This window comes from Pseudomonas sp. R3.Fl (genome assembly GCF_023516765.1).
Lineage (GTDB): Bacteria > Pseudomonadota > Gammaproteobacteria > Pseudomonadales > Pseudomonadaceae > Pseudomonas > Pseudomonas citronellolis.
The window spans coordinates 5,855,500-5,873,339 of sequence record NZ_JAMGSO010000001.1; the positions used below are offsets into that span (position 1 = coordinate 5,855,500).

The following is a 17,840-nucleotide window of genomic DNA, read 5'->3' on the forward strand; positions in this document are numbered from 1 at the left end:
GAAGTCTAATGCTTGCCGGGGTGCGGAGCGGAATGTACTGCTGGTCCGCTAAGAGGGACTGTAATTGCTGCGCTGATGACGGAATTCCTCTGGTGTCATTCCAACCTCCTTGCGAAAGGCTGCGGTGAAAGCAGCAGCATTCTGGAAACCGGCACCATGGGCGACCTGCTTGATCAGCAGATGCCTGTCGGCTAGCAGCACCATGGCTTTGCGGATACGGATTTCCGCCGCGTAACAGCGTAGAGTCTTGCCGGTGGTGTGCTTGAAATACGCCGATAGCTTTCTCACTGGCAGTGAGCAGGCATCTGCTAGGCGATGCAAGGAAGCGTCCTCGGCAGATCCATACTCTAGCATTTCACGTAGTAGTTTCAGCTGACGGGGCGTTAGTTTGCCGCATGCCTCATCGTCGCGATGGCTGCCTAGGAACTCCCGGCGCAGATCCAAGGCGATGCTGGTTAGCAAGCATTCGGTATGCAGCTCACTGGCGAAGCCCGGTGCGACAACTTCTTCGGCCAGGCGTTGCAGTGTGCTTTGCAGGTAGTGACTCTGTAGGTCGAGCATGTTCTCGTCGGTGCGGCCTGCCCAATCCCAACGGTAGGCTGCCAGGTCACCGAGGTCTGCCGGATCGAATAGGCAGATCACGGCTTTTTGCTGGCAGGCGTCATGTTTGAGATGGAACTCGGTACCATGGGGAATGAATAGAAGTTGGCCGAGTGGTTTGAATTCGTGCTGAATGTGGCCGCGGAAGCTACCGAGGTTGTGCGCTTTTTCGTTGCACCCGAAGCCCGAAGGGGTGAGTAGCATGCGTATCAGACAGCCCTTGCGGGTCTCGATCAGTGCAGTTCCGGCGCTAGGCCAGAAGGCATGTTCCTGGCGCACGTCAAAGCCTTTCTTGCAAAGCGATGCTTCTGTCACGAAAGCCCCCGATTGCTCGGATTCGTACTCGCAGTAATTGATCGCGTTCATCTTCAACCTTCAGCAATTCTTGTTATTGGCGCTGAAATGCGAACGGTCGCAGGAGCACCGAGCGCAGGCTCGCTCGGTGGTGCTTTCGTCTAAGCCCGAGTCTACCCAGGGAGATCACGAAGGCGATTCATAAAAATAAGAGGCAGGTATCGGAAAAGCAGATGGCGAGAGGTAAGGACATTTCCATGCGGCAACTCCGTTACTTTGTAGCGGCAGCTGACGCCGGCCAGTTCTCCCAGGCCGCACTCAAGGTGCATGTGTCGCAATCGGCAATCACTGCGGCCGTCCTGCAGCTTGAGGAAACGTTGGGGGCTAGTCTGTTCGAGCGCTTACCTTATGGAGTGGCACTGACTGCCGAGGGGCACAAGTTTGCCCTGCATGCCCGACATATTCTGGATACCCTGCAGGATGCCCTTAGTGAGCCGCTGTTACTCGGTCATTCGATGCAGGGAGTCGTGAGGGTCGGTGCGTCTTACACGGTGCTCGGCTACTTCCTACCGGCACTTCTGGCGCGTTTCAAACGCAGTTACCCTCAGGTGGAAATCGACCTCATTGACATGGACCGTTCGAGCATCGAGGCTGCAGTGGCCGACGGTTGCCTTGACCTGGGTTTGGTGATCACCTCCAATAGTCAGGACCTGTCTCGCTTCGAGCATCATGTACTGATCCGTTCTCGGCGCCAGCTCTGGCTTGCTAGTCAGCATCCTCTAATGACGGCGAGCTCGGTCACTCTCGAGGATGTCGCCGGGCACGCCTATATTCTGGCAACAGTGGACGAGGGTGACGTCTCCACTAACCGTTACTGGGAGGCGCAGGGGCTAGCGCCACAGGTGGCGTTCCGTACCTCTTCGATGGAAGCTCTGCGTGGTCTGGTGGCGCACGGTTTTGGCGTCGCCATCCTGTCCGACATGCTTTATCGCGCCTGGTCCCTGGAGGGCAAGAAAATCGAGGCACGTCCATTGGCCGATGCCATTCCGCCCATGGAACTCGGATTGGTTTGGCGTCCCGACGCCGACCTACCGGAGCCCGCCCAGGCATTCCGGCAGTTCCTGATCATGGCATGTGCTTCCTAAACGCGCTGATAGGCATCGGCCGAGAGGGAATGCACAGCCCACCCCGGCTCGATGAGATCAGGGGCGGTTTCTAGTGCTTGTCCAGTTCGATTTCGATGGCCTGAAGTAGACGCGAATCGTCCGTCGCCACATCCGGGGCGAAGCGGCCAACCACCTGTCCGTCACGGCTGACCAGGAACTTCTCGAAGTTCCACAGTACCGCGGGAATCGGTCCCGCTTCTATGCCATAGCCTTTGAGGCGTTCGCGCATCGGACCTTCGCCTACGGTGTGTGGTTGCGCCTCCGTCAGCAGTCGGTACAGGGGATGGCGGTATTCGCCGGTCACCGCGATCTTGGAGAACAGGGGGAACCGGACGGCGTAGTTCAGTTCGCAGAATGCCTTGATTTCCTCGTCGCTGCCGGGCTCTTGTTCCCTGAAGTCATTGGCTGGGAAGCCCAGGATCTCGAGCCCGGCCGGCCCCTTGTCCTCGTAGAGCTTTTCCAGACCGGCATACTGGGGGGTGAGCCCGCACTTCGAAGCAACGTTCACCACCAGAAGTACCTTGCCCTTGAAGCGCTCGAGCGTCAGGGCATCGCCTTCGATGCTCTTGAGTGGGATGTCGTAGATCGTCTGGGTCATGTTGTTCTGCTCCTTTCGTTTGGGACGGGGAGTCGACTCTTTCAGGCTTGTTCGTTGCGCTTCCGGGCTGTTTCGACGAAATCGCGTTTGAGGGTAGGGAAATAGGCTATCTGCCCACCCATGCCACCGCTGATGTCAATGGACGCGGCGCTGATGAACGAAGCGTACTCGCTGGCCAGGAACAGAGCCATGCCGGCGACGTCCTCGGGCTTGCCGAAGCGACCGAGTGGAACCACCTTGAGCACCATCTCGTTGAACTCCTCGCGGCTTACGCCGGGCGGCATCTCTTTGTAATGGCGCTCCCACTGCCCGGTGTCGATCCAGCCCATGTTCAGACTGTTGACGAGGATGTTGTCTTGCGCCAGGGACATGCCTAATGAGCGCGAGAGGGCGATGCAGGAGGCTCGGTTGATCACCGAGGGGATGCCGTCCGGGGTGGGCACGCTCCCCGCGAGAGCGTTGATTTCTATGATCCGTCCCCAGCGTTGAGCACGCATGTATGGAACCACTGCCTGGACGAAACGATAGTGACCCAGCTGCAGGATATTGGCGTGTTCGAGAATGGCCTCTGGTGTCAGGGTGTCCAGGTTGCCGCCCTTGCCCTGACCTGCATTGTTGACCAGGACGTCCACGCCACCCCAGGTCTCGGCGACCTCGGTGACAAATGCTTTGACCCCTGTTGTATTGGTGACATCGACGGCACGAGCAATGACTGCCTGCGCGGTGCTTTCCAGTTCCTGGCCAGCGGTCGTCACAGCTTCCAGGGTACGGGCGCAAATAGCCACTTTCGCGCCTTCGTTGGCAAATGCCTGGGCGATTGCCTTGCCAATGCCTCGTGACGCGCCGGTTATGATGACTCGTTTACCTCTGAGATCGATGTGCATGGAGCCTCCTGCTGTGGCCGATGGCCGGGGGTATCCGATGGATGCCGGCCTGTTGCGCCGCATTAAATCCCAGAGAGCGGGTTTTTTAAAGAAAATATTGAACAAAAAATATGTTTGTGTTTATTTTGGATTCGCCTCTCGCATTCTGCCTGACCCGGTGTCTGTGAAGGTCCCGTATGGGGCCAAACTGCGCGCATTCCGGGAGCGTGGGGCGCCTCTAAGCAGGGACCTCAGTCTGTGCACGTGATTCTGAATATAGAATTGAAATCTGCATATGGAATTATTTGCGCTGATCGGCTAGGGTGCTGATAGGTTTGATGGAACGTTTCTGCGATTGGTGTGCATAAATTGCCAAGGGGCCCCAGGCGAGGCCGATGGGAGTATTAGTACGATTCTGCTCCTAAGTGTTTGAAAATAAAAATAAAAGGATCTGAGATGAACGCGATGGCAATGAAGAGGTCTGGGCGCAAGTCCCTCGTTCTCAGTGGTCTGGCCCTGGCTGTCATGGGGCAGGTCGGTGGTGTGATGGCGATGGACATCGATGTCGGCAATCCCGACCTACGGCTGCGATGGGACAACACTGTGCGGTACAACCTCGGGGTTCGGACCGAGGGTCAGGACCACAAGATCATGAACAACCCGAACTACGACGAGTCCGACGGCAAATTCGACAAGGGCGATGTCGTCACCAATCGCCTGGATTTGCTCAGTGAACTTGACCTCTCCTTCCGCGATCAGTACGGCGCACGCCTGAGCGCCGCGGCCTGGTACGACGATGCCTACCACGATACTGATGTGAAGAGTAACGTCCCGGGCTATTCGACCAGTTACAACCGGGATCGCTACAGTTCCGAAACCAAGCGCTATGCGCTCGGACCCTCCGGTGAAATCCTCGATGCCTTTGTGTGGAGCAACTTCCAGCTGGGGCAGACGCCCATCAACGTAAAGGTCGGCCGGCACACCAATTACTGGGGGGAGGGGCTGCTGTTCGGTGCCCATGCTGTGTCCTACTCCCAGGCACCAACCGATGGTATGAAGGCAGTAGTTAGCCCCGGTATCGAGACCAAGGAAGTCTTCCTGCCGATCGGGCAGATTTCCGCGAAAGCCCAGGTCACCGACAACCTTTCCATTGCCGGTCAGTACTTCTACGAGTGGGACAATACCCGCTTCCCTTATGGTGGAACTTACTTCGGCGCAGCAGATCCCTTCTTCGAAGGCCCTGATAGGTTGCCTGCGGCTCCAGGCTTCAACCTCAATCATGCGTCTTCTAAGCGTGGGCGCGATGGTGAGAACTGGGGAGTGATGGCCAAGCTAAATGTCGAGGCTATCGAAACTACCTTTGGTGCTTATTATCGCCAATTCGACGACTACCAACCCTGGCTATCGCCACAGGTTGATGCTGCCCATCGCCAATACCGACTGGTTTATCCGCGTGACGTCAAGCTGGTGGGCGTCAGCGCTTCCCGGGCCATTGGCAGCGCCGCAGTAGGTGCAGAACTGTCCTATCGCAAGGATGGGGCGCTCAATGCTACTGGCGTCAGCTTGCTGGACGATGAGGGGCCACGTGGTGACACCATCCACTTCGTGGCCAACGCCGTGTACGGCGTACCGCGCAACTTCATCGCCGATAACGCAACGCTGGTCACTGAGTTCGCCTACAGCCATCTGGACAAGGTGACGGAGCACAAGGAGCTTTACAAAGGCGAAGGCTACAACTGCGTGGATGTCCAAACCGGCGGCAAGGGTGACAAATCCGATGGCTGCTCTACCCGTGACTACTACGCCGTGGCGGTGAACTACACCCCGCAATATGTCGAGATCCTGCCGTCATGGACTCTTGATGTGCCGCTGACCATTAACTATGGCCTGCACGGTAATGCTGCCAGCGCCGGTGGTGGTAGCGAGGGCGCGCTTTCCTGGTCGGTCGGTGCGAAGATGACCTACCGTCAGGAACACGAATTCAGCCTGCGCTACGCCGACGTATCCGCGCAGGAGAAGAATTCCCTGAATGCCAATGGAGAGCGGATGGTCAATGGCAACGGTAACGTTGGCGGTACCGACCGTGGTTGGTTGGTCTTCACCTACAAAACCTCCTTTTAATAATTCCAAGAACGGAGACTGGTCATGAAACTTCGACTCGCCTTAGCCCTTGCCTTGGGTGGACTCTCTTTGCCGGTACTGGCTGCCGTGAGCCAGCAGGAGGCCGCCGAACTCGGCAAGGACCTGACGCCCTGGGGGGCGATCAAAGCTGGTAATGCCGATGGTACCATCCCTGCCTATGAGGGTGGCCTGAAGAAGGCCCCGCCAGGGTTCCAGCCGGACAGCGGATTCTGGGTCGATCCCTTCAAGGATGAGAAGCCCCTGTTCCGCATCACCGCTGCGAATGCCGACAAATACGCAGACAAGCTCAGCGAGGGGCAAAAGGCCCTCCTCAAGCGCAATCCCGAGACCTGGTACATGGACGTCTACCCGAGTCATCGGACAACCGCCTATCCCGACGCCGTGGTCAACGCGACGCTACGCAATGCCACTGGTTGCCAGGTGCAAAAGGATGGCCTAGCGGTCGACCCCGCCTGTCGTGGCGGCCTGCCGTTCCCTATCCCGAAAAACGGCAACGAGGTGATGTGGAACCAGCAGCTGCGCTACAAGATCGGTCCGGGCTATTCCACTACCAGTTCTTCCAACAGTTGGGTGATCGATACCAATGGCCAGGTGACCAAGACTGCCGAGCAGGCGACCTTCGAGGAAACGCCGTTCTACCAGACCAGCCAGACCGATCGTGATCCGATGATGTACGCCAGGGTGTTCTCGCTGAACAACTTCCCGGCGCGGCGGGCGGGGGAGGTGATCGTCCTCAACGATTACCTCGACCCGGAAGCCAAGCCACGTCGTTCCTTCAGCTACACCCCAGGGCAGCGCCGGGTCAAGCTGGCTCCTGAGTTCAACTTCGACACCCCCGTTGCCAGCCAGGGCGGGGTAACTCTGTTCGACGAACTGCAGATGTTTTCCGGCAGCCAGGACCGCTTCGACTACAAGCTGGTAGGCCGCAAGGAAATGTACATTCCCTATAACGCGTACAAGTTCTACTTCGATTGCAAGCAGGACGAGCAATTCCTCAAGAACCACGCCAATCCTGCCTGCGAGCGTTGGGAACTGCACCGTGTCTGGGTGGTCGAGGCAACTCTCAAGCCTGGCATGCGCCACGTCTACAGCAAACGGACCTACTACCTCGATGAAGACACCTTCGGCATCGGCCTGTACGACGCCTGGGACAAGAGCGGTGCGCTGTACCGGGCGATCTTCCTCAGCGGCGTGCAGATTTACGACAAGAACATCCCTTACAACGTGAAGAACGTCGTGTACGACTTCAACAAGGGGATGTGGGCACTGTTGAACGATGCGCTGAAAGGTGGTTATCGCTTCACTGACGAGCCCTATTCGGAGCGTCAGATGAACCCGGAGGCGATCGTCTCCCGCGTCACCCAGCGTTGACTGTGAGCCCGCGCGACATTGCTTGCGTGGGCAGATGACAAGAAATGGGCGCGTCGGTGTGCTTGCTTTGGCCGGACGCGCCCGGTGGTTGAGGAAAATAACAATGACAAGCCCTTGCCGTGACCTGATCCATTCGATGCACTGCCTGCTGACTGGCAGATGGCAAGTTCGCCGGCAGGTGTTGTTGGCTGTGGCTTCGACTCCTCTGTTGCTGTTCGCCCCGTTGTTCGCTGGCGCGGCGACGATTGTCGGGAATGACGTCCTGAGCAAGCCTGCTCCGAAGGTAAGTCCTCATATACGCCCTCCAATTGTTGCTGTGACCCACTCTGGCGAGGCACTGCTCGGTGTCGGTCCACATGGTGTGATCCTACGCTCGGAAGACAATGGCCAGAATTGGAGCCAGGTTCCCAGTCCGGTTTCCAGCGATCTGGTGCAAGTACGCTTCACCGATACGAAGAATGGCTGGATCGTCGGCCACGACGCTTTGCTATTGCACAGTGGCGATGGCGGCCGGAGTTGGCAGATACGCCTGGATGGAAGGCAGGTACTGGTGCTCCTGCGCGAGCACTACTCGCGAGCAGAGAAAGCTGGAGATCAGCAGGCTGGCGACCTGTTGCGTGAAATCGACCTGGCAATGAAAACCTCGGCAACGTCGGATGTCTTGCCCACGCCGTTGCTCGATGTTGCCTTCGATGACAAGGGTAATGGCTTTGTAGTGGGCGCTTTCGGCCTGATGCTGCACAGCACGGATGCCGGCGCCACTTGGGAGCCCTGGATTGAGCGCTCGGATAACGAGCGGCGTATGCACCTCTATGGACTCGCCCAGGACCATGGTCAGTTCTACGCCTGTGGCGAGCAGGGACTGCTGCTGCGCCTGAACCCCGAGTCGCAGCATTTCGTCAAGGTTGAGACGCCCTATGGCGGTACCTTCTTTGGTATCGCCGCTCGTGACGGTCTTCTGCTTGCCTATGGCCTGCGCGGCAACTTGTATGCGAGCCAGGATGATGGCCGGGACTGGCGCAAGGTCGAAACCGGGTTGGACAGTAGTGTGGTGGGGTTGGTTGATGAGGCTGGTTCGCTGGTGCTGGTCAGCCAGAGCGGGCAACTGGCGGTACTGGCCCCGAGTTCATTGCTGGTACGGGCCCTTGAGCCGGTACGCTCCAGCGAAGTTTATGCGGCGAGCCGAACTGGCCGAGATGGCCGCTTGCTTGTGGCTACCTACGCCGGCGCACGGGTCGTGCAGATCGCCACAGCGGAATGAGCCTGCGGCTCCCCTCCAGAGAGAACGTAGAAATGGTCGAGCAGAAATACAACAGTGGAATGCCGGTGATCCCTGACCTTCGGGACTTCGACATGACCTCCGGCGGGTTTCTCGAGCGAGTGATCTTCAACAATCGCATCTTGGTGTTGCTGGCATGCCTTGTTGCCACCCTGGTACTGGGCTTCCATGCGACTCGATTGCAGGTTAACGCCAGCTTCGAAAAGATGATTCCTAGCGCCAGCCCGTATATCAAGAATTATCTTGCCTACAAGAGCGAGTTGCCTGGGCTCGGTAACAGCGTGCGGATCGTGGTGGAGAACAAGAAGGGAGACATCTATGACCATGACTACTTGACCGCGCTGCAGAAGGTGAATGACACCCTGTACCTGATTCCCGGGGTCGATCGTTCTTGGATGAAGTCTCTGTGGATGCCGATCGTGCGCTGGAAGGAGGTTACCGAGGAAGGCATCGACGGTGGTGCGGTGATGCCCGCCGATTACAACGGTAGCCAGGCGTCCATTAACAAGCTTCGGCGCAATATCGCGCGCGCAGGCATTCTGGGAAGTTTGGTGGCCAACGACAGTCGCTCCAGCATGATCGTCGCCCCCCTCTTGGAGACCAATCCCCAGACTGGCCAGCCGCTGAACTACCGCGAGTTCTCCCGCCAGTTGGAGACCCAACTACGGTCGATGGAGAACGACTCGGTTGGTATCCATATCGTTGGTTTCAGCAAGCTGGTCGGTGATCTGATCGATGGTCTCTACGCGGTAATGCTGTTCTTCGGCGCGTCGGTGATCATCGCCGCAGTCTTCGTCTACTTCTATACCCGCTGCCTGCGCAGCACTTTGCTGTTGGTTGGCATCGCCGTGGCTGGCGTAATCTGGCTGCTCGGCCTGATGGAGCTACTCGGCTACGAACTGGATCCCTACTCGATCCTGGTGCCGTTTCTGATCTTCGCCATCGGGATTTCCCATGGCACGCAGAAGATGAACGGCATTCTCCAGGACATCGGGCGTGGTACACACAAGTACATTGCTGCCCGCTACACCTTCCGCCGTTTGTTCCTGACCGGGTTGACAGCGTTGCTGTGTAATATCGTCGGCTTCGCCGTCCTGGTGATCATCGATATCCCGGTGATCCGCGACTTGGCCTTGACCACCAGTATCGGTGTGGCTGTGCTGATCTTCACCAAACTGCTGCTGATCCCCGTAGCGCTGTCCTATCTCGGGGTCAGTCAGAAGGCCGCGCGGATCGCCATCGAGAAGGATCGCGCCGGGGAAGCCAACCGCGGTTTCCTCGGCCATATCTGGCACGGTCTTGACCGCTTCACCGAACGTCCCTGGTCGATAGGGGTGATCGCCCTGTCCGTTATCGTTACCGCTGCATGCAGTGTGGTAATGCTTCATCTCAAGGTCGGTGACCTTGACCCTGGGGCGCCGGAGTTGCGCGCTGACTCGCGCTACAATCAGGACAACGCGTTCATCACCGCCAACTATGGCCTGTCCAGCGACCAGTTCGTGGTGATCATGAAGACCAACGAGGACAACTGCCGCCTCTATCAGCCGTTGCAGACTATGGACCGGCTGGCCTGGCAATTGCGTCAGACCGAGGGCGTGCAGACCACCAGTTCGCTGGCCGAGACTGTGCGTTTCTTCACTGCGGGCATGGCCGAAGGCAGCGGCAAGTGGCTGACCATCAGTCGTGACCAGGCGATCACTAATTCCTCGGTAGACTCGGCGATGATCTCCTCGCCGGGGATCACCAACCAGAAGTGCTCGATCACACCGCTGATTGCCTATCTGGCCGATCACAAGGCCGACACGCTCAACCGCGTGCTGCGGGTTGCTGAGGAGTTCGCCAGGCAGAACAACATCAGTACCGGAGAGCAACCGGTCGAGTTCCTCCTTGCCGCCGGTAACGCCGGTATCGAGGCTGCTACAAACATCGAGGTGGAGCGGGGTATCGTCACCATGTACCTGGCGGTGTATGGCGCCACAGCATTACTTTGCCTGCTCACTTTCCGTAGCTGGCGTGCCACGCTGGTAGCGCTGATTCCGTTGCTGATGACAACCATCATCTGCAAGGCCCTGATGGTGTGGCTGGGTATTGGCTTGAAGGTGGCGACCTTGCCGGTCATCGCCGTCGGCGTCGGCGTCGGCGTCGACTATGCCCTGTACCTGCTCAGCGTGCAGTTGGCGGTGCAGGAGCGTGGTGGCAGCCTGACTGTGGCTTATCGGCGCTCCCTAGACTTCACTGGCAGAGTGGTAGCCCTGATCGGTTTGACTATGGCGGCGGGCGTCGTTACCTGGGCCTGGTCACCCATCAAGTTCCAGGCCGACATGGGCATCCTGCTGACCTTCATGTTCCTCTGGAACATGCTCGGCGCTCTTGTGCTCATACCGGCCCTGTCCCATTTCCTGCTCAACCCGAAAGCTCGTCCCGCAGAACCCTTGATGGCTGGCAACACTGTGCCCGGCCCTCTCGGGAAAGGCACGGACGTAAACGTCCACGTTGCTACCGCCCATTGATCAACCCGGCCTACAGGGGCGGATGCTCGGTGGTATGTCTCCGCGCCTGGCCGACGACTAGAGGAAAGTTGCATGTTCGAATTGTTGATGAGCGCCGACATGATGGTGCCGGACCCCGACGGGATGACCGAGAAGCTAGTGGACAAGCTCGGTGTCTATAAGCATGAGCGCTGGCGGCAGGCGTTCGATAACCACCCCTACATCGCGCATTTCCTGCGGGTGCACAAATCCTTGGCGGTGGCGCCTACGCGCATCGAGCCGCAGTGGCACCTCGACAAGCCGAACCCCGGAGACCCGTTGTTCCACGATTTCCTAGAAAGCCTCAAGGACTATCAGGGGCATCATCGGCCGATGATGACCCACTCCATTGTCCTGGCCCTGCACCGCGAGAAGTTCTCTGTGCTGGTAGATAAGTTGATGCGCCGCCGCCTGCCGTTCCGCATGGCGCAGCGCACGCCGGAGATGCCGTTTGATCGCCTATGGCTCGGTGCCACGCCGGAGCAGCCGTATTACCAGCCTTCGGTCGACGGAGGCCTATGCATCGAGATCATGGAGACCGAGCCGCTGCAGATGCCGGCGGAAACCTACGCGCTGCCGCCGGTGCAGCCCCGTGACCTGGCGCCCGGCGGTATGGTGCGGGTGACTGCCCGCGGCTTCCTGGTGCGTGATCTGGACGAGACCTTGCGCAAGGTGTCCGCCAATCTTGACTGGGAGCCCAGCGGTCCGGTGGAGCAACTGCGTGAGGAAGGTTATCGCCGAGCGCGCATGGGCTTTACTGTGGCCAACAGCGCGACTCTCGATGTGCTCGAAGCGACCCACTGGAACACCGATGCCGGTCACTATTTGAACAACTGGGGCCCGGGCCCGTACTACATCCGCATTGGTGTCAACGACTTGGCTGCGAAGGCTGAGGAGTTGCGCGCGCGGGGGACTGCCTTCCAGTGGATCGAGTCGAGCGAAGCTGTTGGTGGTCGGCCACTGATCAAGGTCGACCCGAAGGAACTGGACGGCCAGGTGTTCGAGTTCGAGGAGGTGCTTGTATGACTTCCAGTTCGGAGGTATTGGATCCGCTGGTGATCAATGGAGCTGTTCGCATCGAGCGCGATTCCACCCTGGGTTGGATCGTGCTGACCCGGCCCGGACAGATCAACGCTATTAATGACGATATCCGCATCGGCGTGCCGAAGGCTTTGGCGCAGCTGGAGACCGACCCGCAGGTGCGGGTCATCCTAATTCGCGGCGAGGGTGACCGAGGTTTTTGCGCCGGTGCGGACATCAAGGAAAAACGTGGTGATGAGTCGGCCATACAGGTTCGTCAGCGTATGGAGCATTCCCGCTGGATAGAGTCCCTGGACCGCATCTCCAAGCCAGTGATAGCCGCCATCCATGGCTACTGCATGGGGGGAGGTCTGGAGCTGGCTCTGGCTTGCGATATCCGCTTCGCCGCGCCAAGTGCGGTATTTGCCCTACCGGAAACCGGGCTCGGCCTCATTCCCGGTGGCGGCGGAACCCAGCGCTTGGCGCGAGTCGTTGCTCCGGGGCTAGCCATGGACCTCCTGTTGACTGGTGAGCGGATTAGAGCGGATGAAGCCCGCCGGGTTGGTCTGATCACCCGCCTGGCGAGCGACGAGACCAACTGGCTTGATGAGGTTGCGGCACTCGCCCGGTTGATAGCCACCAAGCCGCCTGCCGCTTCTGCTTACGTCAAACAGGCCGCGCGGGCTGCGTTGGAGCTGGACATCAAGCGCGGACTGGATCTTGAATTAGATCTGTTTGCGCTCCTGGCACCAACCAAGGACCGCCGAGAGGCCGCGCTAGCGTTTGCCGAGCGGCGTGTACCGCGCTTCACCGGTGAATGACGGGAATGAGTTGAAAGTAGTGTGGAGAACAAGGTTATGACCAGTATGGGAAAACTATCTGGACGCGTTGCGATCGTCACTGGCTCCGGTGGCGGACTGGGGGCCGAATGCGCGCGGGTTTTGGCCTCCCATGGGGCCTCCATTGCCGTAGTCGACATCAATGGAGAGGCTGCCGCGGAAGTGGCGGCCTCCTTGATATCTTCTGGTCACGAGGCGCTGGGCATCCGCACCGATGTCTCGTCGGAAGAGGACGTCCACGCCATGGTTGGCCAGGTCAAGGAGCATTTCGGTCGCATTGACGTGCTGCATAACAATGCTGCAGTGCTCAATGCCGGGCAGCGACAGCGCGATCGCGACCTGGCTAATCTCGACATGGACGCTTTCGACCGGGCCATCGCTGTCAACCTACGTGGAGCGGTGCTATGCACCAAACACGTCGTTCCGGTGATGCTGGAGCAAGGTGGCGGCTCGATTATTTTCGCCACCTCCGGTCTGGGTGTGCAGGGGGATATGTCGCTGACAGGCTACGCCACCTCCAAGGCGGCGCTGCTGATGCTGCCTAAGCTGGTTGCTGCGCAGTACGGCAAGCAGGGGGTTCGCGGCAACGCTGTACAGATCGGTCTTGCGCCGCAGCACCCATTGCCTGACGCCCTGCTGGACATCATGCGTGACAACCACTGCACGCCGGAGCTGGGCACCCCTCGGCAGATCGCCGACGTGGTGGCTTTCCTGGCCTCCGACGAGTCCTCGTTCATCACCGGCAGTACCGTGGTGGCCGATGGCGGCTTCAGTAGCCACACTCCGTCACTGGTAGCGGTGCGCAAGCTGTTCGACCAGATGGGGCGCAATAGCATGTGAGCGAAGCGGGCCGGTAGGGGCGGTCAGGCCTCACGCCTGCGTGCTGAAGCTCAATCCGCACCAATCCGAATGGACCCGGGCGAGAAGTGTGGTCGTCAGTGCCCGGAGACGCCAAGCATTCCCCCGACTGGCCACTACCTGCTGTAGCTTGGCAATTTGCTGGCCACCTGGATGAGCAGCCCTTGTAGCTGCCGATAGTCATGCCCTTGCGCCCGCATCGACCGTTCCCTTTAGAAAACTTTTATTCGTGGTCACCGATGTCGATATCGGCGAGGGCTGTGCCTTGCGCCGCAAGAGTCGCTGGAGAATTGTTTGACCGCCGGTAAAACGATGCCCAACCACTGCCGGTTGGTTGTTGCTAGCGTTGCCTTCCCGGTGAAAGGCAGGACCCTAGCCTTCTGCCAAGCAGGTAGTAGTGGTCTGGTGAGAGATTGCCAGAGCCACCAGGCACTTACTCAAAACAGCGATGAACAAGAACAATCAAGCCATGAAAAATGACAACACGGATTTCGATGTAATTATCGTGGGTGGTGGTACCAACGGCCTGTCGGCGGGTTGCTACCTAGGGATGGATGGCAAGAAGGTGTTGGTGCTTGAGGCGCTGGACAAGGTTGGCGGAATGGCCTCATCGGGCTACCTGATTCCCGAGGCGCCGCAACACCTCGTACACCCTTGCGCGATGGATATGATGTCCATGCGCGTTCATGCCCACGTACCCCACGAGCTGCAGCTCGAACGGCATGGGTTCAAGTCGATCGAGCTGTCGCCGGGCTACGTGTACTTGCACCCGGATGGCACCTCGCTGGTGTTCTGGCGTGATCGTCAAAAGACGGCCGCGGAAATCCGCCGTTACAGCACCAGGGACGCTGAGGCATTCCTTGAGTTCATGGCGGTCATCGACCTGTTCCTCGACATCGCTTTGCCGATGATGCGGATCGACCCGGCTCGGACCAACATCATGACCAAGCTGAAGGTCGTAGGTACTGCACTCAAACACCGCAAGCTCAAGCCCGAGCTGATGGCGCTGATGACCGGTTCGGCACACCAGGCCGCGCGGGAGCGCTTCGAGCACCCGGTGACCATCTCTGCCATGTGTGCGCTCACTGGCCTGGCCGGCGACATCAGTGCCGATGGTGGTGGCATCTATTACGCCCTGCTGGGTTTCCTCCATCGCTTCGGTGTTGGTCGGGTGATCGGTGGCATGCAGCAGCTCAGTAACGCCATGCGCGCGCGCCTGGAGGAGCTTGGTGGCCAGGTCCTGACCCTGGCCCGTGTCGAGGAAATCCTCGCCAGCCGGGGCAAGGTTCGGGGTGTACGGTTAGCTGATGGACGTGAGTTCACGGCCCGTGCGGTTGTTGCCGGCTGCCATCCCAAGGTCGCGCTGGAAATGGTCAGCGCCGGAGAAATGCCACGCAACCTGCTGACCCGTATCGCCATGGCACCGGCCAACGCCAGGGGCTCTGGGCCGCTTAAGGTGGACCTGGCACTTGATGGACAGATCGCAGTACCTCGTTTCGAGGCTGCCAGAGGCGATGGTGTCGACCTGCGCAAGGCCTGCCTGATGATAGGTACCGAAGAGGCGGTACTGGAGAACTTCGCCTCTAGCGCCCGGGGAGAAGTGCCGCGCCTGCCCTACATCACCATGGTAGCTCCCAACTCGGTGGATCCTTCGCAGTCGCCGGAGGGACAGGACGTGCTCTATATCTACCCGCCGGTAATGCCGGTCGCTCCTCTTGAAGGGTGGGATGCGCTCAGGGAGCGAGTGGCTGACCAAGTGGTCGAACAACTGTCCGAATACGTCGAGGGTATTCAGGGGCATGTAATTGGGCGCTGGATCGAGGCGGCGCCGGATTTCACTGCACGCTTGAATACAGTGAACGGTTGCGTGGTGCATATCGACACCACGTCCATGCGCTCCAGTGCCATGCGGCCAGCCTATGGCCTCGGTGGAGAGACTCTCCCGGTCGAAGGGTTGTACTTGGGGAGCGCCGGTATCCACCCAGGCGGTGGCGTCAACGGCATGGCCGGGCGGCTGGCGGCCGGCCGGGTGAAGCGCTACTTGGCGCAAGTCGGAAGAAAGTAGCCGATGGCCGTGTAGGTGTCCTCTGGCACGGTCGTTCTAGTGCAGGGCGATGCTGGCGAGGATGAAGTCCGCAGAATGTTGGCGCCAGGTGGTCATGCCTTCCTCTGAGGTGGTGTCCAGGCCGGCCAGCGCCGACATCGAATAGCGGTTGGTGAACCAGCCGGTAGTAACCAGCGCGGCGGTGGCGAGAAACAGCCGGGGGTTGATCCCGGCCTTGAAGTCCCCAGCCTCGGCGCCGCGTCGCAGGATGCCGTCGAGCTTGTCTATCAGCCTTGGCGTCAGCTCCAGGAAGCGGTTGCGCGGTGTCTCGTGGGTGTTGTGGTAGTGGATGCCCTCCAGGGCTAGTGCGCCGAGCAGCGGATCGTGACGATACTGGTCGAAAAAGTGGTTGAGCATTCCCTGCATGGCTTGCATCGGTGGTAGTAAGTCGACATCCAACTCCACCAGCTCGGACATGACGCGCTCGGAGCATTCGTCCAGCACGGCGATGAACAGACCTTCCTTGGAGCCGTAGTAGTGGTAGACCAACTGTTTGGTGATCCCCGCTTCGCGGGCGAGCTCCTCCATGCGCACGCCGGTGAGACCCTTCTTCGCGAATTCCAAGCGGGCTACCTCGATCAGGCGGCGGATCGTGTTGCGTTTTCCGGGTTCATTCTGCACCGCGGTTTTCACCCTGGGCTCCTTATGGCAGCGATGGGCTGACGTACTTCGTTTGACCTTGGGTAAAACGAATCGAGTCGCAGAAAAGAGGCAGCTCGTTAGTATCCCAAGTCGGTGATTCCGAAAGGATACCGCTACTTGCGGCCTGGCGAGCAAGCCGGGGTGTTTCCAAATGAAATATCGCAGCGGGACCCTTACCCCGTGATGCTGATGGCCTGCCACCGTGCCGGCGTCGGTCGACTTCGACAACAACAATTTAGAGTGTTTAATCTCATGAGCACTAATAGCGCTTCTGCCCTTGATCTCAAGGAAAACTACTCCGCAGTCTCCGAAACCTATCGTGGTACCGACCTGGACATCCATGCCGTTTGCCGAGAGCAGCGGTTGAAGTCACCGATCTACGAAGGTGACTTCATCACTCAGTTCGGGGTGCCGACCAATGCGGGTATCCAGCAAGGTACCCGGCCAACTTTCGCGCTGTTTAAGTATCAGGACGTGCTGGCGGTGCTGCGCGACGGGAGCACCTTCACCAACGGCTTCATCGCCGAAGGCCTGGGCGCCTTCTTCGACGGCCTGGTGATCCTGGCCATGGACGGCGAGCCGCACCGAAAGGTGCGTGCCCTGCTGCAACCGGCATTCATGCCGGAGAATGTGAACAAGTGGCGTGGACAGATCGACGAGGTGATTCGCAGGGAGTTTCTTGAGCCGCTGGTATCGAAGAAGAGCGCCGACCTGATGGAGTTCGGCCTGGAGCTGCCGATTCGCATCATGTACGCGCTGATGGGGTTCCCCACAGACGATCCGTCGAAATACAAGCAATACGCTGCCTGGGCACTGGCCATGGTTGGTGGCAATCAGATCGACCCAGCGAAGATGGACGAAGCGCGTAAGCGTGCCGGCATCGCAGTAAAGGGACTTTACGACGCTATCCACGCCGTCGTGGTGCAGCGGCGTGCCGAGGGCAGCCACGGCGACGATGTGGTCGGCCGCCTGCTGCGTGCCGAATTCGAAGGACGCACTCTGGACGATCATGAGGTAGTCACCTTCACCCGTTCGCTATTGCCCGCTGCTGGTGAAACCACCACGCGCATGTTCAGCTCGGTGATGGCCCTGTTGCTCACCACTCCGGGCTTGCTGGAGCGGGTGAAGGCAGATCGCTCACTCGTTCCCAAGTTGATGGACGAAACCGCGCGCTTTGAGCCGGTGGCGACCTTCAAGGTTCGTGAGACAGCAAAGGACGTGGAGTTCCATGGGGTGAAAATTCCCAAGGGCTCCTTCGTTCAATGCATGGTGGTTTCCGCCAACCGCGACGAGGACGCTTTCGAGAACCCTGACGTGTTTGACATCGACCGCAAGCTCAAGCCTTCCTTCGGCTTCGGTTTTGGCCCGCATATGTGCATTGGTCAGTTCATTGCCAAGGTCGAGATCAACTGCTCGATCAACGCCATCCTCGACCTGTTCCCCAATATCCGTCTGGATCCGTCGAAGTCGGTGCCGGTCATCGAGGGTGCACAGTTACGCGGTGCCTCGTCGCTCCCGGTGATCTGGGACTGAGCC

General features: G+C 59.3%; 14 protein-coding genes. 10 read left to right on the forward strand and 4 right to left on the reverse strand.

What is annotated here, in order from left to right; all coding sequences use genetic code 11:
* Positions 1-48: 48 nt before the first annotated feature.
* Entirely contained in the window at positions 49-966 is a 918-nt protein-coding gene (locus M8R19_RS25880; protein WP_116424776.1) for a helix-turn-helix domain-containing protein, read from the reverse strand.
* 161 nt (positions 967-1,127) lie between these two features.
* Between M8R19_RS25880 and M8R19_RS25885 the strand changes: the two genes are divergently transcribed.
* A complete protein-coding gene (locus M8R19_RS25885; RefSeq protein WP_058490471.1) occupies positions 1,128-2,039 on the forward strand; it encodes a LysR family transcriptional regulator in 912 nt (303 codons plus the stop codon).
* A 70-nt stretch (positions 2,040-2,109) separates the two neighbouring features.
* Here the strand turns inward: M8R19_RS25885 and M8R19_RS25890 are convergent, their stop codons facing one another.
* Complete coding sequence (locus M8R19_RS25890) at positions 2,110-2,658, reverse strand: glutathione peroxidase (protein ID WP_058490469.1); 549 nt, start codon at positions 2,656-2,658, stop codon at positions 2,110-2,112.
* A gap of 41 nt (positions 2,659-2,699) precedes the next feature.
* Positions 2,700-3,542, reverse strand: coding sequence for an SDR family oxidoreductase (locus M8R19_RS25895; RefSeq protein WP_058490467.1), 843 nt, complete (start codon positions 3,540-3,542; stop codon positions 2,700-2,702).
* A gap of 435 nt (positions 3,543-3,977) precedes the next feature.
* Here M8R19_RS25895 and M8R19_RS25900 point away from each other — a divergent pair, with 435 nt between their 5' ends.
* From M8R19_RS25900 to M8R19_RS25935, 8 genes are all read left to right on the forward strand, one after another.
* Entirely contained in the window at positions 3,978-5,642 is a 1,665-nt protein-coding gene (locus M8R19_RS25900) for a DUF1302 domain-containing protein (RefSeq protein WP_370686640.1), read from the forward strand.
* Between the two features lie 24 nt (positions 5,643-5,666).
* On the forward strand, positions 5,667-7,034 hold the full coding sequence (locus tag M8R19_RS25905) for a DUF1329 domain-containing protein (RefSeq protein ID WP_058490465.1): 1,368 nt from the start codon (positions 5,667-5,669) through the stop codon (positions 7,032-7,034).
* A gap of 103 nt (positions 7,035-7,137) precedes the next feature.
* Complete coding sequence (locus tag M8R19_RS25910) at positions 7,138-8,295, forward strand: WD40/YVTN/BNR-like repeat-containing protein (RefSeq protein ID WP_082816377.1); 1,158 nt, start codon at positions 7,138-7,140, stop codon at positions 8,293-8,295.
* Between the two features lie 32 nt (positions 8,296-8,327).
* Complete coding sequence (locus M8R19_RS25915) at positions 8,328-10,823, forward strand: efflux RND transporter permease subunit (protein WP_058490463.1); 2,496 nt, start codon at positions 8,328-8,330, stop codon at positions 10,821-10,823.
* Between the two features lie 72 nt (positions 10,824-10,895).
* Positions 10,896-11,867 carry a VOC family protein gene (locus M8R19_RS25920; protein ID WP_058490457.1) on the forward strand — a complete coding sequence of 324 codons (972 nt, stop codon included), beginning with the start codon at positions 10,896-10,898 and terminating at the stop codon, positions 11,865-11,867.
* The gene (locus M8R19_RS25925; protein ID WP_058490455.1) at positions 11,864-12,682 is read left to right on the forward strand and encodes an enoyl-CoA hydratase/isomerase family protein; all 819 of its coding nucleotides are present in this window, start codon (positions 11,864-11,866) and stop codon (positions 12,680-12,682) included. The genes M8R19_RS25920 and M8R19_RS25925 overlap by 4 nt, the downstream gene beginning before the upstream one ends.
* 36 nt (positions 12,683-12,718) lie before the next feature.
* Positions 12,719-13,540: an SDR family NAD(P)-dependent oxidoreductase gene (locus tag M8R19_RS25930; protein ID WP_061562288.1), complete on the forward strand. Its 822-nt coding sequence runs from the start codon at positions 12,719-12,721 to the stop codon at positions 13,538-13,540.
* A gap of 466 nt (positions 13,541-14,006) precedes the next feature.
* Positions 14,007-15,623 carry a phytoene desaturase family protein gene (locus M8R19_RS25935; RefSeq protein ID WP_058490451.1) on the forward strand — a complete coding sequence of 539 codons (1,617 nt, stop codon included), beginning with the start codon at positions 14,007-14,009 and terminating at the stop codon, positions 15,621-15,623.
* A 36-nt stretch (positions 15,624-15,659) separates the two neighbouring features.
* On the opposite strand, the gene M8R19_RS25940 is transcribed toward M8R19_RS25935, so the two are convergent.
* Positions 15,660-16,295: a TetR/AcrR family transcriptional regulator gene (locus M8R19_RS25940; RefSeq protein ID WP_058490449.1), complete on the reverse strand. Its 636-nt coding sequence runs from the start codon at positions 16,293-16,295 to the stop codon at positions 15,660-15,662.
* 261 nt (positions 16,296-16,556) lie between these two features.
* On the opposite strand from M8R19_RS25940, the gene M8R19_RS25945 reads away from it, so the two are divergent.
* Positions 16,557-17,837, forward strand: a complete 1,281-nt coding sequence (locus M8R19_RS25945; RefSeq protein WP_058490447.1) for a cytochrome P450 — start codon at positions 16,557-16,559, stop codon at positions 17,835-17,837.
* The last annotated feature ends 3 nt before the right edge of the window (positions 17,838-17,840 follow it).